We start from the raw sequence: 25,053 nt of genomic DNA on the forward strand, positions 1-25,053 counted from the left end.
GTCAGCGTCCCTTCGGGCGAAGCAGGTCCGCCAGTGCATCGCCGAGCAGGCTGAAGCCGAGGCCGGTGACGACGATGGCGATGCCGGGCATGAGGCTCATCCACCAGGCGGTCATCAGGAAGTTGCGGCCCTCCGCAATCAGCACGCCCCATTCGGCGGCGGGCGGCTGGGCGCCGAGGCCGAGATAGCCGAGCGAAGAGCCGAGCAGGATGGCGAGCGCCATGTCGGTCATCCAGTAGACGATGACGGGGGAGATGGCGTTGGGCAAAAGATGGCGAAAGATGATGCGGGTATCGGAATAGCCGAGAACGCGGCCGGCGGCGGCATAGTCGTTCGCCTTCTGCGCCATGATTTCCGCCCGCGTCAGCCGGGCATAATAGACCCAGTTCACGGCGGTGATTGCCACATACATGTTGACGAGGCCGGGGCCGAGCACGGCGACGATGGCGATGACCAGAACGAGAAAGGGAAAGGTGATGATGGCATCGACACAGCGGCCGAAGATCATGTCCGCGACACCGCCGTAATAGCCGACGAAGGCGCCGACGGTGACCCCGATGAGAAGTGCGAAAATGGTGGCGAAGAAAGCCATCTGCATATCGACCGAATAGGCCCAGATGACGCGCGAGAGCATGTCGCGGCCGAAATTATCGGTGCCGAAGGGATGGGCAAGGCTCGGCCCCTGCTGGATCGCGTTGAGATCGAAGGCCAGCGGGTCGTAGGGCGCAAGCACCCCGGGGAAGAGGGCGAGCGCCAGCGACAGGACGAGGATGGCAAAGCCGGTAACGAAGGCGGGCTTGGCGAAGGCGCGGGCAAGGAAGGCCTTGAGCCGCGAGGGTCTTGCCGCGGAAAGGGTGACGGTGCTCATGACTGGCGAAGCCTCGGATCGAGCCAGGACTGCACGACATCCGTCAGGAGGAAGACGACGGAGACGAGCACGGCGAAGGTGAGCGTCAGCCCCTGGATCAGCGGATAATCGCGCGCGAAGATCGCCTCCAGCATCAGCCGGCCGACGCCCGGTACGGCAAAGACCGTCTCGGTCACCAGCGTGCCGCTCATCAGGTTGCCGATGGAAAGGCCGAGCAGGGTCACGGTGGAAACCATGGCGTTGCGCAGCACATGGCGCGTCATGATGATGCGCGGGGAAAGACCCTTTGCGCGGGCGAACTGGACGTAGTCGGCATCCAGCACCTCGATCAGCGAGGCGCGCAGGTTTCGAAGGATGACCGCCGACGTGTAGAGCGCAACGGAAAGCGCCGGCAGGATGAGGTGGTAGAGATTGTCGAGGAAGCTCGTGCCGTAGCCGCCGACCGGAAAGAGGCGGAGCTTTGCGGCAAGCACCGTCAGCAGGAGGAGGCCGATATAGAAGACCGGCGTCGACAGGCCCACCTGGAAGATGCTGCGGATCGCGATATCGGTCGCACCGTTGGCACGGGCGGCGGCAAGGAAGGCGAGCGGCCCGGCAAGACAGATGGCGAGCACGATGGAATAGAGCGCCAGGAAGATCGTCGTCGGCAGGCGGGCGAGGATGACCTCGGTGACCGGCGCCTTCAGCATGATCGAGCGGCCGAGATCGCCCGTCAGCGTGTTCTTGACGAACACGCCGAACTGCACCGGCAACGGCTGGTCGAGGCCGAGATTGCGGCGGATCTGCTCGATCTGCGCGTCGGTCGCCTTGGCCTCGGCCATGGCGATGGCCGGATCGCCCGGCAGGAGGCGCACGAGAAGGAAGATGAAGATCATCACCAGGAGGAAGGTGGGGATGATCTGCACCAGCCGCGCCAGAAGATAGGAAAGCGAAGGCATGGATGGAACCTCAATGCCACCTGCCGCAGGCAACAAGGCATACGGCAGGCAACGTTCGAGCTGGTGTCGTCGGGTCTGGCACTACTTGGCGCGCCAGGCCTCGGAGAAGTCGTTCGCACCGAGCGGGGTCTGCACATACCCCTCGATAGAGCGCGAGACGGCAACGGCGAAGGGCGTCTCGAAGAGGAAGAGCAGTGGCGCCTCCTGCGCATAAATCTCCTGCATGCGCTTGTATTCGCCCTTGCGCTTTTCCGGATCGACCTCGGAGTTCGACGCCTCGAAGAGCGTGTTGAATTCCGCATTGTTCCAGCCGGTGCCGACGGCCTGGCGCTGCTTGTAGTAGCCGAGCCAGCCGGTGACCTGCGCCGGGTCGTTCACGTCGTTGGCCCAGCCGTAGGTGTGGATGTCGAAGGCGCCGGAGCGGTTCTTCTCGCCGCGCGTCGGGTTGTCGACCTGCTCGACGGTGAGATTGACGCCGAGCGGCGCCCACATCTGCTGGAGCGCGGTGAAGAGCGTGGCGTCGTCGGCGCTGCCGGCAAGCGTCGTCAGCTTCACCTCGAAGCCGCCGGAAAGGCCGGCTTCGCCGAGCAGGGCCTTGGCCTTCTCCGGATCATAGGGGTAGAGCGGCGCGGGGCCGTCGTGCAGCTGGGTCGCGGCCGACATCAGCGAGGTCATCGGCTTGCCGGTGTCGAAGGTGACGAGCTTGATCAGCACGTCCTTGTTCGTCGCATAGTTCAGCGCCTGGCGCACCTTCACGTCGGCCAGCGGGTTCTTCGCCCCGTCGGCGCGCGTCTCGCGCGTGTTGATCGGCGCATAGACGATGCGCGTCGAGGGGAACAGCTCCATCTTGAGGTTCGGATCGGCACCGAGCTCCCCGACGCGGGCGAAGGGGATGAACTCGGCCGCATCGACCTCGCCGGCCTGCAGCTTCAGGATACGCGTCGCGTCGTCGGGAATGACGGCGAAGGTGACCTCGTCGAGATAGGGCAGCGGCTTGCCGTCCTCGCCGGGGCGCCAATAGTTCGGGTTGCGGGCAAAGCTCATGCTGGCGCCCTGCACGCGGCTCTTCAGCATGAAGGGGCCTGACGTGACAGGGCCGCCCGCGAAGAAGGCCTGCGCCTTCTCCTGGTCCGTCGCGCCCGCCGCCTTCTCGAAGGCCGCTTTCGGCATGATGCCGGTGTTGAAGGTCGCAAGGATCGAGAGAATGGTCGGATCGGGCTGCTTCAGCGCGAGCGTGACGGTGTCGCCCTCGGCCGTCACGTTTTCAACCGAACCGAGCAAGCCGGCCCAAGGGCCGAGATCGGGATTGCGCGCCCGGTCGAGCGAGAAGATGACATCCTCTCCGGTGATCGGCGAGCCATCGGAGAACTTGAGGCCGGACCGCAGGGTCAGCGTGATCGCCTTTCCATCGGCGGAAACCGCATGGCTTTCGGCAAGACCGGGCGCGATGGAGCCGTCAGGACCGTTGCGCAGCAGCGTATCGTAGAAGGCGTTGATCATCCACAGATCGGGATTCCGGTCGGCATAGACGGGGTCGATGATCGCCGAATCGTCATAACGGGCAAAGGCCATCGACCCGCCGCGCTCGATGGCGAGCGCCGAAGTCGCGGCGGTAAGGCCAAGGGCCGCGCCCAGGAAAAGTGGCAGCAAAGGCTTCATGTCATTCCTCCTCGATGGTCCGGCAAGGCCGGCATCTGCCTTTTTGGATATTGGATCCAATTTTTCCGGACAGGGCTTGCCCTTTCCGGCGTGAAAACGCAGACGTTCGTGTTGATCCCCCTTAAAAACCGGCGGCAGGCACGATAGGCTCGCGAGCTTGCGCAACCGACTTTAGTCAAACTAAAGTCCATCACGCGATGCAAGTCAAGCGGAAAGCCACGATGACCCTCGACGACGACAAGATGCCCGCCAGCGACGCCGGAGGAACCGGCAGCGACATGCCCGCGCCCGCCGCCCTCGGCCGGATGCTGCGCCAGCGCCGCAAGGCGATCGGCAAGACGATGAAGCAGGTGGCGCTTGAGGCGGGCCTCACGGAGGGCTTCATCAGCCAGATCGAACGCGGGCTTTCCACGCCCTCGCTGATCTCGCTCTACAACGTCGCCAACGCGCTCGGCACCAGCGTCGATACCTTCCTGTCGCAGCCGCCGCGGCATGAGCACTCGATGGTCTCCCATGCCGGCGAGCGGCCCGGCTACAATGTGGCGACGAAGGACCGGGTCTATGAACTGCTCGAACGCGGCTTTCCCGGCGCCATGCTGAACGGCTGCATCACCCAGATTCCGGAAGGCTATGTCTCCGAGCTGACGAACCATGAGGGCGAGGACTTCATCTACCTGATCGAGGGTGAAATCCTCTACGAGGTGGACGGCAAGGACTATCACCTGAAGGCCGGCGACACGCTGCACTTCCCCTCGAAACTGCCGCACCGGGCCCGCAACATAGGCAAGGGCCCGGCGCGTGAGCTCTGGGTCGGCACGACCCGGATCATCACTGAAGACTGACCGCGTTACTGCTTGCGCGGCCAGGTGTCGGCAAGGCGGTAACCCGCCGGCCACGGGTCATCCGGATCGAGCATGACCTGGCTGGTGCCGGTGACCCAGGCGCGGCCGGAGATTTCCGGCACGATGGCCGGACGGCCACCGACCGTGGTTTCGCCGACGATACGGCAATCGAAGCGCGAATCGAGGATCGAATAGCCGGAAAAGCTCTGGCCGACCTTGATCTGGCCGCGGGCATGCAGCACGGCCATGCGGGCCGAGCAGCCGGTGCCGGTCGGCGAGCGGTCGAGCTTGGCCGGCTGGATGACGACCGTGTTGCGGCCATGCAGCGCCCCGTCGCGCTCTTCCACCGGCAGCGTCAGCTGGCAGAAGGAGATGTGGCTCCATTCCGGGTTTTCGGGATGGGTGAAGCCGAGCTGCTCGTTGGCCGCCTTGGTGATGCGGATACCGGTCTCCGCCAGCTCGCGCGCCTCGTCCGGTGTCACGGCGAAACCGAGCGCGCGCGCATCGGTGAGGACGAAGCTGTCGCCGCCATAGGCAGTGTCGACGGTGAGCGTGCCGAGGCCCTCCACTTCCAGCTTCGCATCCAGCTTGTCGGCGAAGGAGGGGACGTTGGTGACGGTGATGCGCTCGGCCTTGCCGTTGCGGCACGCGGCGACGACATTCACCAGCCCGCCCGGCGCTTCCAGCACCATGTGGGTTTCAGGTTCAACCATCGGCACGATGCCGCTGTCGAGCAGCACGGTGGAGACGCAGATCGAATTGGAGCCGGACATCGGCGGTGTGTCCTCCGGCTCCATGATGATGAAGCCCATCGTGGCGCGCGGATCCTTCGGCGGCACGAGCAGGTTGATGTGGCGGAACACGCCGCCGCGCGGCTCGTTCAGCACGAAATTGCGCAGGGCCTTGTCCTCGGCGATGAACTTGCGCTGCTCCCACAGCGTCTTGCCGGGCGGCGGGGCGACGCCCCCGACGATGACGTCGCCCACCTCGCCCTCGGCGTGGCAGGAAACGATGTGGATGACCTTGCTGCTGCGCATGGCTCTTTCTCCGATTTCAGGCTGTTTCGGCGCGGTCGGCCTTGCCTTGCCGACGCGGTTCCGCTTTCATAGAAAAATTGGATCCAATATACAATCGTGTTTTTCATGGGGCTGCTCCAGCAGGGTTCTGTTGCCCCGCCTCTGGTTTCGACCTATGACCGATCGCTTCATTCCACCGGGGTTCGACGTGATGAAATTTGCTGCCGTCGATGTCAGGCAGGCCGCTTCGGCGGCGGACATCGTCTACGAGGCCCTGCGCAAGGCGATCATCGAGGGCGACCTTGCCGAGGGCGAGAACCTTCGGCAGGACCAGATCGCGCAGATGTTCAACATCAGCCGCATCCCGGTGCGCGAGGCCCTGTCACGGCTGGAGCAGCACGGCCTCATCACGACCCAGCGCTACAAGGGCGCCGTCGTGGCCGGCCTTTCGGTCGAGGAGATCGAGGAGATCTTCGAGTTCCGCGCACTGATCGAGGCGGAGGTCATCCGCCTCGCCGTGCCCAACCTCGACCGGGAGACGCTGGAAAAGGCACGGCGTTACTGCAACGAATTCGATCGGGAGACCGATCCGCACCGCTGGGGCGAGGTCAACCGCAACTTCCACTACAGTCTCTATGAGGCTTCGCGCCGGCCGTATTATCTGCAGAACGTGCGCTCCTCGCTCGACCGCATCGACCGGTATCTGCGTGCCCAGCTGACCTTCACCAACGGGGTGCCGCGTGCCGGACGCGAACATGAGGCGATCCTTGCCGCCTGCGAACAGGGTGATGCGGATCTCGCCTCGCGGCTCACCCGCGCCCACATCCTCGATGCCGGCCGATCTCTGATGACGTTCTTGCGGGAGCAGCGAGGCTGAGCATGGCGCCTCAAGGCCCGAACACAGGTTCGGCCGCCGCGCCGGCTCTGCTGAAGGGATGATCTATCTCGCGAAAGAGCCTGCCGGGTCGAAGCGCCCCGCTGATCACCCGGTTTTCGTCAAAACTCTTCCCAGTCCCCGTCATTCCCCTTGTCCTGCCGCACGCCAAGGGCGCCTGCCAGCTTTTCGCTGAGCGCGAGGGCCGGAGAGGTGACGGGGCGCGATACGCTGTTGGCGGGCTTGACGTTCCATTGGCCGGGCGACTTGCGGGCGAGTTTCGGGGCCGTGGTGGACGCCATGATCGGCGAAACCGGGGGCGATGCCGGCGTGGACGACGGCACGACATGCAGATGCGGGGCATGCACGGTGCGGCCGGCGGCGGCGCTGCCGCCGACATTGAAACGGCCGATCAGCGCGTTGAGCGCCTGCACCTCGGAGGCGAGGCCATGGCTTGCGGCGGTCGTCTCCTCCACCATGGCGGCGTTCTTCTGTGTGCCCTGGTCCATCGCATTGACGGCGGTATTGATCTCCTGAAGGCCGGACGACTGTTCACGCGCCGCCTCGACGATCGCCTGGACGTGGCCGTTGATCTCCTGCACCTCGGTGACGATCGCCTGCAGTGCGCGGCCCGTATCGCCGACGAGGGAGACGCCGGAGCGCACCTGCTCGCCCGAAGTCGTGATCAGTGCCTTGATCTCCTTGGCGGCCTTGGCCGAGCGCTGGGCGAGTTCACGCACTTCCTGCGCAACGACGGCAAAGCCCTTGCCCGCCTCGCCTGCCCGGGCCGCTTCCACACCCGCATTGAGGGCAAGGAGATTGGTCTGGAAGGCGATCTCGTCGATGACACCGATGATGCTGGTGATCTCGCTGGAGGACTTTTCGATCTCCTGCATGGCCGAAACGGCGCGGCGCACAATGTCGCCGGATTTTTCAGCGCCCGTGCGGGTGCGTGCGACGAGCTGGCCCGCCTCCTCCGCCCGCCGGGTGGAATCCTTCACGGTGGTGGTGATCTCTTCGAGCGCGGCGGCGGTTTCCTCGACGGAGGCAGCCTGCTGCTCGGTGCGGCGCGACAGATCGTCAGCGGCGACGCGGATCTGGCTGGCGCCGGCGTCGATCGCGCGGGCATTCTCGCCGACCTCGCGCAGCGCATCGCTGAGGCGCGAGACGGAGGCGTTGAAATCCTCGCGCAGCCGGTCGAGATCGCCGTCGAAGGGTTTTTCGATACGGCAGGTCATGTCGCCGCCCGCAAGCCTGCCGAGCGCTTCGGCAAGGCTGGCGACGACCTCCTGCACACGGCCGCTGTCGCGGGTGCGCTCTGCCTCACGCGCCTGGCGCTCGCCCTCGGCGCGGCGACGATCGTCGTCGCCCTGACGTTCGAGGCGCTGGCGCTCGGCCGCATTGTCGCGGAAGACGGCGACGGTGCCGGCCATCTCGCCGATCTCGTCCCTGCGGTCGGCATGCGGGATGGTGACGGCGGCGTCACCGGCCGCCAGCTTCTTCATTGCGCCGGCAAGACCGTTGAGCGGTCTGACGACGCGGCGGTTGACGAGGACGATCGCGGCAAGCGCCAGGCCCATGGAGATGACAAGCGAAGCCCAGGTGAGCGCGAAGGCCGAGCCTTCCTCGCCGCGCGCCGAAAGGATCGTCTCGTCCATCACCTTCTGGGTGCTGGCGACGAGGTCGTTCAACGAAGCGCTGATCGCATCGGCGCTCGCCTGCATCGGCCCCTTGTAGACTTCCAGCGCCGGACCCTTGGCGGCAATGGCAGAGAACTGGATGAGCTTTGCCGCATCGTCGAGATAGGTTTTCAAGGTCGCCTTGATGCCGTCGATTTCCGCGACGGCGGCCGCATCGCCGCTGTTGGCCGCGCCATAACTATCCACCATGCCGGCAAAGGCATCGGCGCGCTCCTTGATGCGCGCCTCGATACGGCCGATCTCGTCGGGATCCATCGAGAGCAAGTGTTCGGAATAGGTCGCGTTGAGCTCGGAGAAGGCGTGGCTGAGCTGGAGGATGCGGCTCATCTCGGGCATGCGCTCGGCGCCGATACGCTCGATATGGCCGGTCATCGCCGAAAGGGAGCGGAAAGCGACGACGCCTTGCAGGGCGCCCAGCACGACCATGAGGACGAAGAGCGCGGGCAGGAGCCTGCTGATCCGGACATTACGCATGACACTTCCCTGATAGTCTTCGGCGGCACGGCTTCGTGCGGGTGCGCAAAAGTTTAGGAGCGGTCGTTTAACGCAGGCTTAATGGACGGACCCGACCTCCTGCCTTGCCGGCTGCTTTTCCACACCCTACATGCGGGGCGAACAGGAGTTTTCGATGATCCTCGACGCCGCCCGCCTTTCGCTTGCCAATCTCTTCGCTCCCGAGACGCGGGGCGTCTTCTGGAAAGTCATCGGGCTCACCCTGCTCGCGCTCATCGTCCTGTGGTTCGGCCTCAGGGAGACCTTCATCGCCTTCGCCTGGCCCTTTCTGCAGGGCATGATGATGCCCGACCTGCCGGAATGGGCGGGCTGGCTCACCTTCGTCTTCGGCATCCTCGCCAGCATCGGCCTGGCGCTCGGCCTTGCTCTTCTGCTTGCGCCGGTGACGGCGATCATCGCCGGCTTCTTCCTCGACGACGTCGCCGAGGTGATCGAGAAACGCGACTATCCCGGACAGCCGCCCGGGCAGGCACTGCCGCTCGGCCAGGCGATTGCCGGCTCGATCAAGTTCCTCGGCATCGTCATCCTCGGCAACCTTTTCGCGCTTTTCCTGCTGTTCATCCCGGGCATCAACCTCGTCGCCTTCTTCCTGGTCAACGGCTACCTGCTCGGCCGGGAGTTCTTCGAATTCGCGGCCATGCGCCACCGGACACCGGCAGAGGCGCGCCTGTTCCGGGCCAAGCACGCCTCGACGGTGTTGATCGCCGGCCTCCTGATCGCCGCGTTCCTGGCGATCCCGATCGTCAATCTCCTGACGCCCCTCTTTGCCGCCGGCCTCATGGTGCACCTCCACAAGGCGCTGAGCGGCAAGGATCCGGGCTTCTCACTGCGGCAGGGCTGACGTCTCGTACAGCGCGACATAATCGCCCTTCGGCGGGATCGGCTTGATCACGTCGATGAGCATGCCGTTGGGATCGGCAGTGATGAAGTGGCGTTGGCCGAAATCCTCATCGCGAATATCGAGCAGGATGGGCAGCCCGGCGGCGCGCAGGTCCGCATAGACCGCATCGACATCCTCCACTTCGAAGTTCAGCAGCATGCCCGAAACCCTGCCGCGGCCGATGGCCGGGATCGTCTCATGGCTGCCGTCGAGTACCGCAAGCGTAACCTTCTCATCCTCGCGCGACTGGAGATGGACATACCAGCCGCTGTCGAAGAGGGCTTCGAAGCGGAAGTGCTTTTCATAGAAGGCGGCCGTGCCGGCGACGTCGTTGGTCATGATCACCGGATAGTAACTGATCGTTTTCATCGGGCTTCTCCTGGTTCCGTTTTTCGTGTCGCGACGGCCAACCGCCTTATGGATTTCGCTGGATTCACCGTCTAATTAAACATACAATCTGTATGTTTCTGTCAGTTAACATACATTCTGTTTGCATGTAAAGGAGAAAAAATGGCGCGTAGCAACAAAGAGCGCACCGAGGCGACGCGCCTAGCGCTGATCGAAGCAGCCCGGCGGCTTTTCGTGGAGAAGGGTTATGCGGAGACCGCGACGCCCGACATCGTGGCGGAGGCCGGAGTGACGCGCGGCGCGCTCTACCACCATTTCGAGGACAAGAAGGCCCTGCTCCGCGCGACGCTGGAGCGGGAAGCGGAGGCAGTTGCCGCTCATATCGAAAGGGTCTCGCTACCCTCCGGCTCGCCGCGCGACGCGCTGCTATCAGGCGCGACCGCCTATTTCGACGCCATGGCGGAGCCCGGCCGCACGCGCCTTCTGCTGCTCGAGGCGCCCGCCGTACTCGGCTTCGAAAGCACCGGCGCGATCGACAGGGACAATGCGGAGAGCACATTGAGGGTCGGGCTTTCCGACCTGCTCGGCAAGGATGTGGACGCAGCAAGGCTTCAGGCCCTGACCGACCTCATCTCCGCCGCCTTCGACCGGGCGGCGATCGCCATCGAGACGGGTGCCGACCGAAAAACCTATGAGGCGGCGATCGCCAGCCTGCTGGACGGGCTCAGGGCGTAGGACCGAAGAGCTGCGGCGGCAGCTCCACGAGGGGCGCCGGCACGTCGCAGGTCTTTTCTAGCGAGCGACAGAGATCTGCAATCACGCAGTGCTCGCATTCCGGCTTGCGCGCCTTGCAACAGTATCGCCCGTGCAGGATCAGCCAGTGATGCGCGTGGTAGAGATACTCGTCCGGAATGAGGCGGATCAGCTTGTCCTCCACCTCGTCGGGTGTTTTTCCCGGTGCCAGCCGAAGGCGATTGGCGATGCGGAAGATATGCGTATCGACCGCCATCGTCGCCTGGCCGAACGCCATGGACAGCACCACATTCGCCGTCTTGCGCCCGACGCCGGGCAACATGATCAGCTCCTCGCGGGTGCGCGGAACCTCGCTGCCAAACCGGTCGACAAGCATCTGGCTGAGCGCGATGACGTTCTTCGCCTTGTTGCGATAGAGCCCGATCGTCTTGATGTAGTCGCGGACCTTTTCCTCGCCGAGCGCCAGCATCTTTTCCGGCGTGTCGGCGACCTTGAAGAGCGCGCGCGTCGCCTTGTTCACGCCGGCATCCGTCGCCTGGGCGGACAGCGCCACGGCAACGACCAGCGTGAAGGGATTGACGTGCTCCAGCTCACCCTTCGGCTCCGGCCGCTGGATGGAGAAGCGGCGAAAGATCTCCTTCAGCTCATCCTGCGAATAGAGGCTCTTCGGCCGGGCCGGCGTCTTGCGGCGCGGCGCCGCTTTCTTCTTGATCGTTCCGTTTTCCATGGTGCTCCCGCAGGACGCATGCCGTCCGGCAAAACCGCTACACAGTTCCGCGCGACTTGCTTATAGTCATGCCCCATGACGCAAGGCAACGCCGACCTCACGATGAACGACCTGCCGGTCTTTTCCGCCGAACTGCACCCCTACCGGTCGCTCGGGCGCAACGGTCACCGCATCTTCTTCATCATCGCCGGCGCACTCAGCTTCGCCCACATGGCCGTTTTCATGATCTCCGGCGCCTGGCCGGTTGTCCTGTTCTTCGGCCTCGACTTTCTCGTGCTCTTCGGCGCCTTCTGGCTGAACAACCGGGCGGCGAAGGCCCGCGAAGTGGTCTCGCTCTCGCGCACCAACATCTCGATCCGCAAGATAAGCCCGTCAGGCCGCGAGACCGAACATGCCTTCAATCCGCTCTGGGCGCGCTTCCTCGTCTCGCGCAAGGCGAAGATCGGCATCACCGCGATGCATGTGCGCGGCAACGGCCGCGAGACGGACGTCGGCACCTTCCTGCCGCTCGACGACCGCGAGCGTTTTGCCTCGGCCTTTTCCGGCGCGCTCGCCCGCGTCAAGCGCGGCTACTGACCATAACGTTCCAACCGGTTGCGGGCGCAAACCGCCCGCATGTCTTCACTCCAGCCGTCTGGTCGCAGGAATCGGGTGGCGGGCACGCCAAGGGCGTGCTTTTCTGGCGATACAGGAGAAGAACGATGAACATTGCCGCAAGCCTGCAGACCGACATCACGCCCGAGGGCGATGACTATTCGACCGTGCGCCGGGTCATCGAGCTCATTACCGAGGATTACCGCGAACAGCCGGGCCTCGAGGAGATCGCCGGCCGGCTCGACCAGTCGCCGACGCAGCTGCAGAAGACCTTTACCCGCTGGGCCGGCCTTTCGCCAAAGGCCTTCCTGCAAGCGGTGACGCTCGACCATGCCAAGCGACTGCTCCGCCAGGAGGAGCTTCCGCTGCTGGAGACGAGTTTCGAGGTCGGTCTTTCCGGCCCAGGCCGCCTGCACGACCTCTTCGTCACGCATGAGGCGATGTCGCCGGGCGAATGGAAGGCGCGCGGCGCTGGTCTGACAATCCGCTACGGCCTGCACGCCTCGCCCTTCGGCGGAGCGCTCGTCATGATCACCGATCGCGGTCTTGCCGGCCTTGCCTTCACCGACGAGGCCGACGGCATGGACGCCTTCGAGGACATGTCCTCGCGCTGGCCGAATGCGCACTATGTGGAAGACTGCGAAGCGACCGCCGCCTATGCGGAACGCATATTCGATCCGAAGCGCTGGGATCCGAAGGCGCCGCTCCGCGTCGTGCTGATCGGCTCGGATTTCCAGGTGCGCGTCTGGGAAGCCCTGCTGCGCATCCCGATGGGCTGCGCCGTCACCTATTCGTCGATCGCCGAAAAGCTCGGCCAGCCGACCGCCTCACGCGCCGTCGGCGCCGCCGTCGGCCGCAACCCCATCTCCTTCGTCGTGCCCTGCCACCGGGCACTTGGCAAGAGCGGGGCGCTGACGGGCTACCACTGGGGCCTGACGCGCAAGCGCGCAATGCTCGGCTGGGAATCGGGCAAGGCCTGAATGGCGGGGCGACTGCCCCTCATCCCGCTGCCGCGACCTTCTCCCCGCTTGCGGGGAGAAGGTGCCGGTAGGCGGATAAGGGGCTTGGGCCACACCCGCTTAGGTTCGCGCTCAATGCGCGCCGGACATGTCTCCGAGCACGTCCTTCGACTTCACCGTCGAATCCGCGTTCAGCACGTAGACCATCGGCACACCGGTGGCGAGGTTGAGCTTCAGGATCTCTTCCTTGGAAAGCTTGTCGAGCACCATCACCAGCGAACGCAGCGAGTTGCCGTGCGCGGCGACGAGCACCTTTTCACCGCGCAGCACGCGGGGCAGGATTTCCGTGAGGTAGTAAGGCCAGACGCGGGCGCCGGTGTCGCGCAGGCTTTCGCCGCCCGGCGGCGGCACGTCATAGGAACGGCGCCAGATATGCACCTGCTCCTCACCCCATTTTTCGCGCGCATCGTCCTTGTTGAGGCCGGACAGGTCTCCATAGTCGCGCTCGTTCAGCGCCTGGTCGCGAATCGTTTCCAGACCCTGCTGGCCGATCTCGTCGAGGATGAGCGACAGCGTCTTCTGGGCGCGGGTAAGATCGGACGTGAACGCGATATCGAACTTGATGCCCGTCTCGGCAATCGCCTTGCCGCCGGCCTTGGCTTCCTCGATGCCAAGTGCCGTCAGGTCCGGATCGCGCCAGCCGGTGAAGAGGTTCTTCAGGTTCCATTCGCTCTGGCCGTGGCGAACGAGGACAAGGGTTCCGCTCATATGTCTGTCTCCTGAGGGTTAGCAACGCTTCGAAACGTGGATACCGGCGTCCGGAACGATGCGAAAACGAAAGAAAGGATCAGTTGAGCCCGAGCACGTCGAGCATGGAATAGAGGCCGGGCTTTCTGTCACGCGCCCAGAGCGCCGCCTGCACGGCACCGCGTGCGAAGATCGAGCGGTCCGTCGCGCTGTGCGACAGGGTCACGATCTCACCCTCGCCGGCCAGCATCACCGAATGCTCGCCGATGACCGAGCCGCCGCGGAGCGTGGCAAAGCCGATCGAGCCGGCGGGGCGCGGGCCGGTGTGGCCATCGCGCACGCGCACCGAATGGTCGGCAAGCGCGATGCCGCGTCCCTTGGCGGCGGCATCGCCGAGCAGCAGCGCGGTGCCCGAGGGCGCATCGACCTTGTGCTTGTGGTGCATTTCCAGCACCTCGATGTCCCAGTCGGCAGGGCCGAGCGCCCGCGCAGCCGTTTCGGTGAGCACGCCGAGCAGGTTGACGCCGAGGCTCATATTGCCCGACTTGACAATGCGGGCGTGGCGAGCGGCGGCCTTGATCTTCTCGTCGTCGGCCGGCGAGCAACCGGTCGTGCCGACGACATGCACGATGCGCGCCTGCGCGGCGAGGCCGGCAAATTCGATCGTTGCGGCGGGCGCCGTGAAATCCAGCACGCCCTCTGCCGCGACGAAGGCTTCAAGCGGCTTGTCGGTGACGGGAACGCCGATCGGCCCGAGGCCGGCCAGTTCCCCCGCATCACGGCCGACGAAGGGCGAGCCTTCGCGCTCGACCGCCGCAAAGACCTCGGCCCCCTCGATCGCATGGATCGTGCGGATCAGCGTCTGGCCCATGCGGCCCGCAGCCCCCACGACGACCAGCTTCATTGCGTTGCCGCTCATGTCCCGTTCCGTCCCTTCTGCGAAGTGCCGGCGCACTCCGGTTTCCTGTCTTTCCGCACGGTCGCCCGCCGTAGAGCCACCTATTTGCCCGTGCTGCCGGCGGCGGGCGCCTGGAGGCTGTTGAGACGAGCGTAGAGGCCGTTCTCCCGGCTCGCAAGCGCCTCATGCGTGCCCTCTTCGGCAACCGTGCCGGCCTGCATCACGATGATCTTGTCCGCCCGCACGACGGTGGAGAGCCGGTGCGCGATGACGACGACGGTACGTCCGCTCATCGCCTCGTCGAGCGCCTTCTGCACGGCCTGCTCGGATTCCGTATCGAGCGCCGAGGTCGCCTCGTCGAGCAGGAGAATCGGTGCACCCCGCACCAGCGCGCGGGCGATCGACAGCCGCTGGCGCTGGCCGCCGGACAACGTCACGCCGTTCTCGCCGACGGGCGTATCATAGCCGAGCGGCTGGGCGAGGATGAAGTCATGCGCATAGGCATGGCGCGCCGCCTCCTCGATCTCCGCATCCGTCGCATCGGGGCGGCCATAGCGGATATTGTCGCGGATCGTGCCCTCGAAGAGATAGGGCTGCTGCGAGACATAGGCGATGGCGTTGCGCAGCGACTGTTTCGTCACATGGGCGATGTCCTGCCCGTCGATGAGGATCTCACCCACTTCCGGATCGTAGAAGCGCGGAATGAGGTTGATGACCGTCGACTTGCCGGCGCCCGACGGCCCGACAAGCGCCGTCGTGCGGCCGCCCTCGGCGGTGAAGCTGACATCCTTGAGGATCGCCTCGTTTTCCGAATAGCCGAAACGCACGCCCCGGAAGGTGATCGTGGCATTGGAAACGGCGAGCGGCTTTGCATCCGGCCGGTCGGCCTGCCGCGGCTTCAGGTCGAGCACCTCGTAGATCATGCGCGCATTGACGACCGCGCGCTCCAGCGAGACCTGCAGGCGGGCGAGGCGCTTTGCCGGGTCGTAGGCCATCAGCAACGCCGTGACGAAGGAGAAGAAGGCGCCCGGCAGCACGCCGCCGTAGATCGAGCGGTAGGCCGCATAGGCGAGCACGCCGGCAATCGCTGCACCCGCAAAGGTTTCGGTCATCGGCGCGGTGCGCTCGGTCAGCCGCGCGATGCGGTTGGAGCGGCTTTCGGCCCTCTCGATGATGCCCTCGACCTTGGTCTTCAGCTGCGCCTCCATGGTGAAGGCCTTGACGATGGCGATGCCCTGGATGGTCTCCTGCATGGCGCCGAGCACATGGCTGTTGAGCTCGACGGATTCGCGCGTGGCACTGCGCAGGCGCCTGGAAACGTAGCGCAGGCCGATCAGGAGCGGCGGGGCGACGACGAAGACGATCAGCGTCAGCAGCCAGTCCTTGGAGATCATCACGCCGATGAGGGCGACGAGCGTCAGGAAATCACGCGCGACCGAGGTCACCGTCATGTTCAGGACGTCGCGGATGCCGGTAACGTTCTGGCTGATCTGGGCGGCGAGATAGGCCGAGCGCGATTCGTTGAAATAGCCGACGCTCAGCGCCATCAGGTGCGAATAGAGCCGCCGCTGGTAGCGGGCGACGATATTGTTGCCGATCTTCGACAGGATGACGGCCTGGTAGTAGGTGGCAAAGCCGCGCAGCACGAAGGCGATGAAGATCGAGCCGCAGATGAGGGCGACGAGGTCGGCGCGCTTGTTCGCGAAGGCCTCGTTGACCACCGATTCCATGATCCAGGCGGTAAAGCCCGTCGTACCGGCGACGATGGCGAGGCAGAGGATGGCCAGGACATAGCCGCGGACGTGCTCGCGGCCGTTTTCGGCGATGATGCGCTTGAGCACGGTGGCGACGGTGTCGGAGCTGACGTGTGGGCGCTCGGTTCGACTCTTATCGGCCAATAAACTGACTTTCCTGCACGATCCTGCGGCACCGGGAGGATGTGCCGCGCTGGACCCGCTCTATAGGGGCTCGGTCCCTCTTTGGCGAGTCCGCGGCGCAGCGAAGCGCCGGCGGAGGCTTCACCTTTTCCAGTGGCGTCCCTCGGTTGCAACACCAAAGCGGTCGGGCATGCGCGCAAAGGCGGCAAGACCGGCAAGGGCTGCGACCGGATGGGTGACCACATAGGTCGGGATCGTCTTCAGAAGCGCGCTGTGCGGCGCCTTGTCCTCGAAAGCGGCGCGGAACTCCGATCCACGCAGCGCCGGCAGGATCTTCTGCGAGATGCCGCCGGCGAGGAACACGCCGCCCTTGGCCATGAAGATCATCGCCATGTCACCGGCGACGCGGCCGAGATAGGTGGAAAACAGCGAGACGGTCTCGATCGCCGCGCGATCCTCCTGCGCCAGCGCCCTGGACGTGACGTCCGCCGGGGTTTCGAGCGGAGCATCGACGCCGTCGGCCGCCGAGACGGCGCGGTAGATGTTCATGATGCCGCGGCCGCACAGGAGCTGCTCGGCGGAAATGCGGCCTTCGATGGGCTCGAGAAAGGGCCAGATCTGGTGGTCGCGCTCGCTGCGCGGGCCGACATCGACATGGCCACCCTCTCCCGGCACCGGGATCCAGCTGTGGCGCGCATAGACGAGCCCGGCAACGCCGAGCCCCGTGCCGGGACCGAGTACGGCGCGTGAGGCGGCCTGCCGCTCGACGCCGGGGCCGATCTTCTCGCGGTCCCCCTCACCGAGCGAGGCGATGGCAAGCGCCTGCGCCTCGAAATCGTTGACGAGCAGCACGTCGTCGAAGCCGAGATTGGCGATCATGTCGCGCGGGCGCACCACCCAGGGGCAATTGGTCAGCGGCACTTCGTCGCCCTCGATGGGGCCGGCAAGCGCCAGAATGGCCGAACGCGGCTGCACCGAACTCGTGTCGAGGATGCATTGCTGGAGTGCATCATCGATATTCTTGAAATTGGCCGTCTGGACGATCGGAAACTGCTTCGGCTCGGCGAAGGCATCGACCAGCAACGCAAAACGCGCATTGGTGCCGCCGATATCCCCGATCAGGATGGGAAAGGGGAAGTTCGTTTCGGTATCGTTCGGCCGCACCATCAGGCTGTCCCGTTCATTTCGCGTGGAGGTCGTTTCCGGTGAACGTGCCGTCAAACGGCGGCAAAGTCGAGCAGATGTTCCGCCGTCGCACGGTTCAGCGCCATCGGAATGTCGTAGACGATGGCGAGCCGCATCAGCGCCTTGACATCGACGTCGTGCGGCATGGGGGTCAATGGATCGACGAAGAAGATGAGCAGATCGACCTCGCCCGTCGCGATCAGCGCACCGATCTGCTGATCGCCGCCGAGCGGGCCGCTCTTGAGACGGGTGACGTCGAGACCCGGGCAAGCCTCCAGCACCCTGCCGCCCGTCGTACCGGTCGCGACGATTTTCGCCTGCGCCAGCACCCTCTCGTTCTGCAGCGCAAAGGCTGCCATGTCGTCCTTCTTTTCGTCATGCGCGATGAGCGCGATGCATTTCTGGCGCGACATGGGCGTTCCCTGCGATTTTAAATCGATTTGAACGCCTTATACAAAAGCGGCAGCGGATTGAAAAGCCCCGACCAGACACGCCCCTCATCCGCCTGCCGGCACCCTACTGAAGCGGCCGCGGGATCGGGATCGGCACGATGGCCGGAAGCATCGTGTCGGCGGCGATCACCGATTCGATCGTGCGGCCGGCACTCTCGCCACCGCCGGAGAAGGCGAGTGCGGTGGAGGAAACGCCGCCATTGCCTCGATAGGTCACCTCCTGCTCGGAGGTCGGTGAAGCGCTGGCCAGCACCGTGCTGCAGGCATTCGGCAGGTCGGAGAGCTTGACATAGCGTGGCTTGACGGGCTTGGCGTCCTTCTTCGGCGTCGGCTTTGCCCACGGCTCCTTGGTGAACCACCAGGCGAGCGACTGGTCGCAGCCATCGCCGGCCGGAACGCGCGCCTGCGGCTTGCAGCCGGCAGCCCCCTCCGGGCATTTGATGCGGATGTGAAAGTGCTCGTCATGGCCGTAGATCGGCCGCACCTTGCCGAGCAGGGAACGATCGCCCTGCCAGGTCTCGCACAGCTTCTTCTTGATGGCCGGGTTGACGAAGACGCGATCGACCTGCGGGTAGCTTGCCGCCTTCATGACGAGGCGGGCATGGGTCGAGGTCCAGCGACGCGAATCGACCGTCAGGAACTTGCTCTTGTCGAGCATGGAGGTGAAGGGCAGCTTTTCACGCTCTTCGGCCGAAAGCCGTTGGTCCGGCATGGGCGTGAACCAGATGTCGGCATCCAGCCCGACCTGGTGGGAGGCATGGCCCGACAGCATCGGCCCGCCGCGCGGCTGGGAGATATCGCCAAGCAGCAGTCCCGGCCAGCCGAGCTTCTGCGCATCCTGCGAAAACTGCTCGATGAGCGCAATCATGTCGGGATGACCCCAGCGCCGGTTGCGTGACAGGCGCATGGCCTGCCAGGACGGGCCGTCCGTCGGAATCGCCACCGCACCGGCGATGCAGCCCTTGGCATAGGAACCATAGGGGCTCGCCGCCATCTTGGCCGGCAGGCGCTTTGCGCCGAACAGTTCCTTGGCCGGCCGCTCCTCGGCGGCAAGCGGCCCGGCAAGCGCGGTCAGCGCAAGGCCGGCGGCGAGGAGGCAGGTGGTCAATCGGGAAAGCATGGAATGCACAGGCGTCGTCCGGTCTGAAAATCGCAATCGCTGACGAAAGGTTAAAGGATCATCCTTTCGCGGAAGTGAATCGTTGCCCGGAATAGGCACGCCAAAAACCGCCGCTTTCATGGCAGGCCTGTCATTTGCCCGGATTTTGCCTATTCTCTGGTTCACGCTTCGGCAAACGAAACGAAAGGGATTTTGGCATGCAGGCAGCCTCCGGGAAAATCGTGTTCACCATCGCCCTCGCCCTGTCGCTGGCGGCCGCGACCGGTGCAAGGGCCCAGGAGGCAAAGGAGCCCGTCTGGCGCACGGGTATCTCGACGATCGGCGAATTGAAGCGTCCGAACGGCTTTGAACGCTTCGACTATGTCAATCCGGATGCGCCGAAGGGCGGCGAGCTGAAAATGTCCGAAACCGGCACATTCGACACCTTCAATCCCGTTCTCTCGAAGGGCGAGGCCGCGACAGGCGTCACCTCCCTCGTCTTCGACACGTTGCTGAAATCCGCCGACGACGAGATCACCGCCTCCTACGGCCTGCTCGCCGAGGCGGTCTCCTATCCTGACGACATCGCCTACACCACCTTCCGCCTGCGCCCGGAGGCGAAGTGGGCCGATGGCCAGCCGGTAACGCCCGAGGACGTGATCTTCTCCTTCGACAAGTCGAAGGAACACAATCCGCTTCTTTCCAACTACTACCGCCATGTGGTTTCCGCGGAAAAGACCGGCGAGCGCGATGTCACCTTCCGCTTCGACGAGAAGAACAACAAGGAGCTCCCCAACATTCTCGGCCAGTTCCCGATCGTGCCGAAGCACTGGTGGGAAGGAACCGATCCCAAGGGCAACAAGCGCGACATCAGCCGCACGACGCTGGAGCCGGTCATGGGCTCGGGCCCCTACAGGATCGCATCCTTCCAGGCAGGCGGCTCGATCCGCTTCGAACTGCGCGACGACTATTGGGCCAAGGACCTCAACGTGAATGTCGGCCAGAACAATTTCGGCGTGATCAGCTATACGTTCTTCGGCGACCGGAATGTCGAGTTCGAGGCCTTTCGCGCCGGCAATGTCGACTTCTATCGCGACAACAGCTCCAGCCACTGGATGACGGCCTATGATTTTCCGGCCGTGAAGGATGGCCGCATCGTGCGCGAGGAGATCGAAAATCCGCTGCGCGCCGTCGGCATCATGCAGGCCTACGTGCCGAACCTGCGCCGGGAACGGTTCAAGGACCAGCGTGTGCGCGAGGCGCTGAACTACGCCTATGATTTCGAGACGCTCAACCGCAATCTCTCCTTCGGCAGGCTCAACCGCATCGACAGCTACTTTTGGGGCACCGAGCTTGCCTCCTCCGGCCTGCCGGAAGGGCGCGAGAAGGAGATTCTCGAAGAGCTGAAGGACAAGGTCCCCGCTTCCGTCTTCACCACGCCCTACACCAATCCCGTCGCCGGCGACCCGAAGAAAACGCGCGAGAACCTGCGCAAGGCCATGACGCTCTTCAAGGAGGCAGGTTACGAGCTCAAGAACCGGAAGATGACGAACATCAAGACGGGCGAGCCGTTCGGCATCGAGATCCTGCTCTCCAACCCCTCGCAGGAACGCACGGTCCTGCCCTACGTCAAGAGCCTCAACGACATCGGCATCGACGCCCGCATCCGCACGGTGGACGCCTCGCAATACACCAACCGCGTGCGTGCCTTCGACTATGACATGATCTACGGCATCTGGGCGCAGACGCTGGTGCCGGGCAACGAGCAGAGCGACTACTGGGGCTCTGCCTCCGTCGATCAGCAGGGCTCGAAAAACTATGCCGGCATCGCCGATCCCGCGATCGACGAACTGATCCGCCGCATCATCTTCGCACCGAACCGTGCGGAGCTCGTGGCGACGACCCATGCGCTCGACCGCGTCCTGCTCGCCCATCACTATCTGGTGCCGATGTTCTATTCGAAATCCCAACAAGTCGCCTATTGGAACCACCTCGCCCGTCCGGCGGAGCTGCCCTATTACAGCCTTGGTTTCCCGGATGTCTGGTGGTCGAAGAATGCCGTGAAATGAGCCGGGGCTTGCGCCATGCGGCGTCCTCGGCTCCATATAGCGATGACGAATCACCGCCGCGGACAGCGGCGGCAGAACGGAAGGGTTGGGCTTGACCGACTGGACTGCGCCAAAACAAGAAGACGGACGACAGGCTGCGATGGGTAGCTGCTGATGGGCGCGTATATCCTTCGCCGCCTCCTGCTGATGATCCCGACGATCTTCGGCATCATGGCGATTTCCTTCGCGATCGTGCAGTTCGCCCCGGGCGGCCCTGTCGAGCAGGTGATTTCCGACCTCACCAGCCAGAGTTCCGGCGACCGCCTCTCCGGCAGCGGCGGCGACCTGCAGAATATCGGTCAGGACAGCGCCTATCGCGGTGCACGCGGCCTCGATCCGGAATTCATCGCCAAGCTGGAGAAGCAGTTCGGTTTCGACAAGCCGCCGCTCGAACGCTTCTTCACCATGATGTGGGACTATCTGCGCTTCGATTTCGGCGAGAGCTTCTTCCGCAACACCTCGGTGATCGATCTGATCGCCCAGAAGATGCCGGTCTCCATCTCGCTCGGCGTGTGGATCCTCGTCTTCTCCTATGCCATCTCCATTCCGCTCGGCATCCACAAGGCCGTGAAGGACGGTTCGGCCTTCGACGTCTGGACCTCCGGCATTATCATCGTCGGTTACGCCGTGCCGAGCTTCCTCTTCGGCATCCTCCTGATCGTGGTCTTTGCCGGCGGCTCGTTCCTCGACTGGTTTCCGTTGCGCGGCATCGTCTCGGACAATTTCGACAGCCTCGCCTGGTGGCAGAAGCCGCTCGATTACATGTGGCACATGACGCTGCCGCTGATCACGCTGTTGCTCTCCGCCTTCGCCACGACGACGCTTCTGACGAAGAATTCGTTCATCGACGAGATCAAGAAGCAATACGTCACCACTGCGCGCGCCAAGGGCCTGACCGAGCGGCAAGTGCTCTACGGCCACGTCTTCCGCAATGCCATGCTGATCATCATCGCCGGCTTTCCGGGAGCCTTCATCTCGGCCTTCTTCACCGGCTCGCTGCTCATCGAATACATCTTCTCGCTCGATGGCCTCGGTCGCCTCGGCTATGATTCCATCGTCCGGCGCGACTATCCGATCGTCTTCGCAACGCTCTTCATCTTCTCGCTGATGGGTCTCCTCGTCAGCCTCGTCTCCGACCTCATCTATACCTGGGTCGATCCGCGCATCGATTTCGAGCGGAGGGACGTGTGATGAGCGCCGTCACGGAGACAGCACCGGTCGCCCCGCCGAAGAAGGGCCTGTTGAACCCGACGAACCTGCGTCGCTGGGAGAATTTCAAGGCGAACCGCCGCGGCTACTGGTCGCTGTGGATCTTCCTCGTCATCTTCGTGCTCAGCCTGTTCGCCGAGTTCATCGCCAACGACCGGCCGGTCCTCGCCTCCTATAAGGGCGAGATCCTCGTTCCCGTCCTCGTCGACTATCCGGAGGAGAAGTTCGGCGGGTTCCTCGCCGAGACGGACTATCGCTCGGATTTCATCACGGAAGAGATCAACGCCAACGGCTGGATGATCTGGCCGCCGATCCGCTATTCCTACAACACGACGAACTCCAACATCCCCCATTCCGCGCCGACGAAACCCTTCTGGCTGATGTCCGGCGAGGAGCGCTGCGCCGGTTATCCGGGTGGCGCCGGCGACCCGAACTGTACGCTCGCCAACCTCAACTGGCTCGGCACCGACGATCAGGCGCGCGACGTGCTCGCCCGCGTCATCTACGGTTTCCGCATCTCCGTGCTGTTCGGCCTGGCTCTCACCATCGCCTCTGCCATCGTCGGCGTGACGGCCGGTGCGGTGCAGGGCTATTTCGGCGGCTGGACGGACCTTCTGATGCAGCGCTTCATCGAGATCTGGTCCTCGATGCCGGTGCTCTATATCCTGCTCATCATCGCCGCGATCCTGCCGCCCGGCTTCTGGATCCTGCTCGGCATCATGCTGCTCTTCTCCTGGGTCGGCTTCGTCGGCGTGGTGCGCGCGGAGTTCCTGCGCGCCCGCAACTTCGAATATGTGCGGGCCGCCCGCGCGCTCGGCGTCGGCAATGCTACGATCATGTACCGGCACCTCCTGCCGAACGCGATGGTGGCGACGCTGACCTTCCTGCCCTTCATTCTATCGGGGTCGATCACCACGCTCACCTCGCTCGACTTCCTGGGCTTCGGCATGCCGCCGGGTTCACCCTCGCTCGGTGAACTGGTCGCGCAGGGCAAAAACAATCTCCAGGCGCCGTGGCTCGGCCTGACCGCCTTCGTCGTCATGTCCCTCATGCTGTCGCTGCTGATCTTCGTCGGCGAAGCGACGCGTGACGCCTTTGATCCGAGGAAGACCTTCCGGTGAGCGCTCCCGAACCCCTCCTGTCCGTCCGCGACCTCTCCGTCGCCTTCCACCAGGGTGGCAACACTTCGCTTGCCGTCGACCGCGTTTCCTTCGACATCCGTCGCGGCGAGGTCGTGGCGCTTGTCGGCGAGTCCGGCTCCGGCAAGTCCGTGACCGCCAATTCGATCCTGAAGCTGCTGCCCTACCCGGCCGCCAGCCACCCCTCGGGCGAGATCCATTTCAACGGCAAGAACCTGCTAAAGGCCGACGATGCCGCGCTGCGCACGGTGCGCGGCAACGACATCACGATGATCTTCCAGGAGCCGATGACCTCGCTCAATCCGCTGCACTCCATCGAGCGGCAGATCGGCGAGATCCTGAAGCTGCACCAGGAGATCGAAGGCCCGGCCGCCCGCGCAAAAACGCTCGAGCTGCTCAACCAGGTCGGCATCCGCGAGCCGGAAAAGCGCCTCGCCGCCTATCCACATGAGCTTTCCGGCGGCCAGCGCCAGCGCGTGATGATCGCCATGGCGCTCGCCAATCGCCCGGAGCTGCTGATCGCCGACGAGCCGACCACCGCGCTCGACGTCACCGTCCAGGCGCAGATCCTGGAACTCCTGAAATCGCTGAAGGTCGAGCACGGCATGTCCATGCTCTTCATCACCCACGACCTCGGCATCGTCCGAAAATTCGCCGACCGGGTCTGCGTGATGACCAAGGGCAGGATCGTCGAGACCGGCCCCGTCGAGGAGATCTTCTCCAACCCGCAGCACGCCTATACCCGCCACCTGCTCGCCGCCGAGCCGAAGGGCGAGCCCCGCCCGGGCGACGACAGCCAGCCCGTCGTCATCGAGGCGGAGGACGTCAAGGTCTGGTTCCCGATCAAGGCAGGCTTCCTGCGCCGGGTCGTCGATCACGTAAAGGCGGTCGACGGCATCGACGTCACGCTGCGTGCCGGCCACACGCTCGGCGTGGTGGGCGAGTCCGGTTCCGGCAAGACGACGCTTGGCCTCGCCCTGACGCGGCTCATCGCCTCGAAGGGCCGCATCGCCTTTGCCGGACAGGATATTGCCGGACACTCCTTCAGCGAGATGCGCCCCCTGCGCCGCCGCATGCAGATCGTCTTCCAGGATCCTTTCGGCTCGCTCTCGCCGCGCATGTCGGTCGCCGATATCGTTGCAGAGGGCCTGAAGGTTCACGAACCCTCGCTTTCCGAGGCCGAGCGCGACCACCGCGTCGCCTTCGCGCTGGAAGAGACCGGCCTCGACCCGGCCACCCGCTGGCGTTACCCGCACGAATTCTCCGGCGGCCAGCGCCAGCGCATCGCGATCGCCCGCGCCATGGTGCTGAAGCCGGAATTCGTCATGCTCGACGAGCCGACCTCGGCGCTCGACATGAGCGTGCAGGCGCAGGTGGTGGAGCTCCTGCGTGACCTGCAGGCAAAACACAATCTCGCCTATCTCTTCATCAGCCATGACCTCAAGGTCGTGCGCGCGCTCGCCAACGACATCATTGTCATGCGCGGCGGGCAGGTGGTGGAGAAGGGACCGGCGAAGGATATCATCGAACGGCCAAGCGAGGCCTATACCAGGGCGCTGATGGCCGCCGCCTTCAATCTCGAAGCGGTCCGCAACGAAAGCATCCGTCAGTAGAGCCTTTGTTTTTACGCATTGTCCGACGCCGAAGCGATTTTGCTTCGGCTGAAAT

23 protein-coding genes are annotated in these 25,053 nt (G+C 64.5%); 10 read left to right on the forward strand and 13 right to left on the reverse strand.

Features of this window, described 5'->3' with window-relative positions:
• Window position 1 precedes the first annotated feature (1 nt).
• The 3 genes from EXZ48_RS20610 to EXZ48_RS20620 form a co-directional block, all read right to left on the reverse strand.
• Window positions 2-868 (reverse strand): ABC transporter permease, encoded by an 867-nt coding sequence (locus EXZ48_RS20610; RefSeq protein ID WP_050742752.1) that lies wholly within the window; start codon window positions 866-868, stop codon window positions 2-4.
• Window positions 865-1,806 (reverse strand): ABC transporter permease, encoded by a 942-nt coding sequence (locus tag EXZ48_RS20615; protein ID WP_130517969.1) that lies wholly within the window; start codon window positions 1,804-1,806, stop codon window positions 865-867. Before EXZ48_RS20615 ends, EXZ48_RS20610 begins: the two co-directional genes overlap by 4 nt.
• Before the next feature lie 81 nt (window positions 1,807-1,887).
• Entirely contained in the window at window positions 1,888-3,465 is a 1,578-nt protein-coding gene (locus EXZ48_RS20620; protein WP_130517971.1) for an ABC transporter substrate-binding protein, read from the reverse strand.
• 221 nt (window positions 3,466-3,686) lie between these two features.
• Here EXZ48_RS20620 and EXZ48_RS20625 point away from each other — a divergent pair, with 221 nt between their 5' ends.
• Complete coding sequence (locus EXZ48_RS20625) at window positions 3,687-4,307, forward strand: cupin domain-containing protein (RefSeq protein ID WP_023513075.1); 621 nt, start codon at window positions 3,687-3,689, stop codon at window positions 4,305-4,307.
• Between the two features lie 5 nt (window positions 4,308-4,312).
• Here the strand turns inward: EXZ48_RS20625 and EXZ48_RS20630 are convergent, their stop codons facing one another.
• Window positions 4,313-5,344 carry a proline racemase family protein gene (locus EXZ48_RS20630; RefSeq protein ID WP_130517973.1) on the reverse strand — a complete coding sequence of 344 codons (1,032 nt, stop codon included), beginning with the start codon at window positions 5,342-5,344 and terminating at the stop codon, window positions 4,313-4,315.
• A 154-nt stretch (window positions 5,345-5,498) separates the two neighbouring features.
• Here EXZ48_RS20630 and EXZ48_RS20635 point away from each other — a divergent pair, with 154 nt between their 5' ends.
• Complete coding sequence (locus EXZ48_RS20635; protein WP_023513073.1) at window positions 5,499-6,200, forward strand: GntR family transcriptional regulator; 702 nt, start codon at window positions 5,499-5,501, stop codon at window positions 6,198-6,200.
• 119 nt (window positions 6,201-6,319) lie between these two features.
• On the opposite strand, the gene EXZ48_RS20640 is transcribed toward EXZ48_RS20635, so the two are convergent.
• Window positions 6,320-8,371 (reverse strand): methyl-accepting chemotaxis protein, encoded by a 2,052-nt coding sequence (locus tag EXZ48_RS20640; protein ID WP_130517975.1) that lies wholly within the window; start codon window positions 8,369-8,371, stop codon window positions 6,320-6,322.
• A 154-nt stretch (window positions 8,372-8,525) separates the two neighbouring features.
• Here EXZ48_RS20640 and EXZ48_RS20645 point away from each other — a divergent pair, with 154 nt between their 5' ends.
• A complete protein-coding gene (locus EXZ48_RS20645) occupies window positions 8,526-9,251 on the forward strand; it encodes a sulfate transporter family protein (RefSeq protein WP_050742826.1) in 726 nt (241 codons plus the stop codon).
• On the opposite strand, the gene EXZ48_RS20650 is transcribed toward EXZ48_RS20645, so the two are convergent.
• On the reverse strand, window positions 9,234-9,659 hold the full coding sequence (locus tag EXZ48_RS20650) for a VOC family protein (protein ID WP_050742755.1): 426 nt from the start codon (window positions 9,657-9,659) through the stop codon (window positions 9,234-9,236). The two genes, EXZ48_RS20645 and EXZ48_RS20650, sit on opposite strands and share 18 nt — an antisense overlap.
• A 141-nt stretch (window positions 9,660-9,800) precedes the next feature.
• Between EXZ48_RS20650 and EXZ48_RS20655 the strand changes: the two genes are divergently transcribed.
• Window positions 9,801-10,373, forward strand: a complete 573-nt coding sequence (locus tag EXZ48_RS20655; protein ID WP_050742756.1) for a TetR/AcrR family transcriptional regulator — start codon at window positions 9,801-9,803, stop codon at window positions 10,371-10,373.
• Here the strand turns inward: EXZ48_RS20655 and nth are convergent.
• A complete protein-coding gene (gene nth, locus EXZ48_RS20660) occupies window positions 10,363-11,118 on the reverse strand; it encodes an endonuclease III (protein ID WP_130517977.1) in 756 nt (251 codons plus the stop codon). The two genes, EXZ48_RS20655 and nth, sit on opposite strands and share 11 nt — an antisense overlap.
• 75 nt (window positions 11,119-11,193) lie before the next feature.
• On the opposite strand from nth, the gene EXZ48_RS20665 reads away from it, so the two are divergent.
• Both EXZ48_RS20665 and EXZ48_RS20670 read left to right on the forward strand, forming a co-directional pair.
• On the forward strand, window positions 11,194-11,694 hold the full coding sequence (locus tag EXZ48_RS20665) for a DUF2244 domain-containing protein (protein ID WP_050742757.1): 501 nt from the start codon (window positions 11,194-11,196) through the stop codon (window positions 11,692-11,694).
• Window positions 11,695-11,819: 125 nt separating this feature from the next.
• Entirely contained in the window at window positions 11,820-12,692 is an 873-nt protein-coding gene (locus EXZ48_RS20670) for a bifunctional helix-turn-helix domain-containing protein/methylated-DNA--[protein]-cysteine S-methyltransferase (RefSeq protein ID WP_050742758.1), read from the forward strand.
• A 111-nt stretch (window positions 12,693-12,803) separates the two neighbouring features.
• Here the strand turns inward: EXZ48_RS20670 and EXZ48_RS20675 are convergent, their stop codons facing one another.
• From EXZ48_RS20675 to mepA, 6 genes are all read right to left on the reverse strand, one after another.
• Complete coding sequence (locus tag EXZ48_RS20675; protein ID WP_023514165.1) at window positions 12,804-13,439, reverse strand: 2,3-bisphosphoglycerate-dependent phosphoglycerate mutase; 636 nt, start codon at window positions 13,437-13,439, stop codon at window positions 12,804-12,806.
• A 79-nt stretch (window positions 13,440-13,518) separates the two neighbouring features.
• Window positions 13,519-14,337: a 4-hydroxy-tetrahydrodipicolinate reductase gene (gene dapB, locus EXZ48_RS20680; protein WP_130517979.1), complete on the reverse strand. Its 819-nt coding sequence runs from the start codon at window positions 14,335-14,337 to the stop codon at window positions 13,519-13,521.
• Window positions 14,338-14,417: 80 nt separating this feature from the next.
• Window positions 14,418-16,214 (reverse strand): ABC transporter ATP-binding protein, encoded by a 1,797-nt coding sequence (locus EXZ48_RS20685; RefSeq protein ID WP_023514163.1) that lies wholly within the window; start codon window positions 16,212-16,214, stop codon window positions 14,418-14,420.
• 120 nt (window positions 16,215-16,334) lie between these two features.
• A complete protein-coding gene (locus EXZ48_RS20690; RefSeq protein ID WP_130517981.1) occupies window positions 16,335-17,360 on the reverse strand; it encodes a glucokinase in 1,026 nt (341 codons plus the stop codon).
• A gap of 50 nt (window positions 17,361-17,410) precedes the next feature.
• Entirely contained in the window at window positions 17,411-17,791 is a 381-nt protein-coding gene (locus tag EXZ48_RS20695) for a methylglyoxal synthase (RefSeq protein ID WP_130517983.1), read from the reverse strand.
• Window positions 17,792-17,894: 103 nt separating this feature from the next.
• A complete protein-coding gene (gene mepA, locus EXZ48_RS20700; protein ID WP_050742762.1) occupies window positions 17,895-18,950 on the reverse strand; it encodes a penicillin-insensitive murein endopeptidase in 1,056 nt (351 codons plus the stop codon).
• 197 nt (window positions 18,951-19,147) lie between these two features.
• Between mepA and EXZ48_RS20705 the strand changes: the two genes are divergently transcribed.
• The 4 genes from EXZ48_RS20705 to EXZ48_RS20720 all read left to right on the forward strand — a co-directional run bounded on the left by EXZ48_RS20705 (window position 19,148) and on the right by EXZ48_RS20720 (window position 24,998).
• The gene (locus EXZ48_RS20705) at window positions 19,148-20,998 is read left to right on the forward strand and encodes an extracellular solute-binding protein (RefSeq protein ID WP_130517985.1); all 1,851 of its coding nucleotides are present in this window, start codon (window positions 19,148-19,150) and stop codon (window positions 20,996-20,998) included.
• 153 nt (window positions 20,999-21,151) lie between these two features.
• Window positions 21,152-22,228, forward strand: a complete 1,077-nt coding sequence (locus tag EXZ48_RS20710; protein WP_024270981.1) for a microcin C ABC transporter permease YejB — start codon at window positions 21,152-21,154, stop codon at window positions 22,226-22,228.
• Window positions 22,228-23,367, forward strand: a complete 1,140-nt coding sequence (locus EXZ48_RS20715; RefSeq protein WP_023515701.1) for an ABC transporter permease — start codon at window positions 22,228-22,230, stop codon at window positions 23,365-23,367. Before EXZ48_RS20710 ends, EXZ48_RS20715 begins: the two co-directional genes overlap by 1 nt.
• Window positions 23,364-24,998 carry an ABC transporter ATP-binding protein gene (locus EXZ48_RS20720; RefSeq protein ID WP_130517987.1) on the forward strand — a complete coding sequence of 545 codons (1,635 nt, stop codon included), beginning with the start codon at window positions 23,364-23,366 and terminating at the stop codon, window positions 24,996-24,998. The genes EXZ48_RS20715 and EXZ48_RS20720 overlap by 4 nt, the downstream gene beginning before the upstream one ends.
• Window positions 24,999-25,053 lie beyond the last annotated feature (55 nt).

The sequence above is a fragment of the Shinella sp. JR1-6 genome (genome assembly GCF_004284735.1).
Classification (GTDB): Bacteria; Pseudomonadota; Alphaproteobacteria; order Rhizobiales; family Rhizobiaceae; genus Shinella.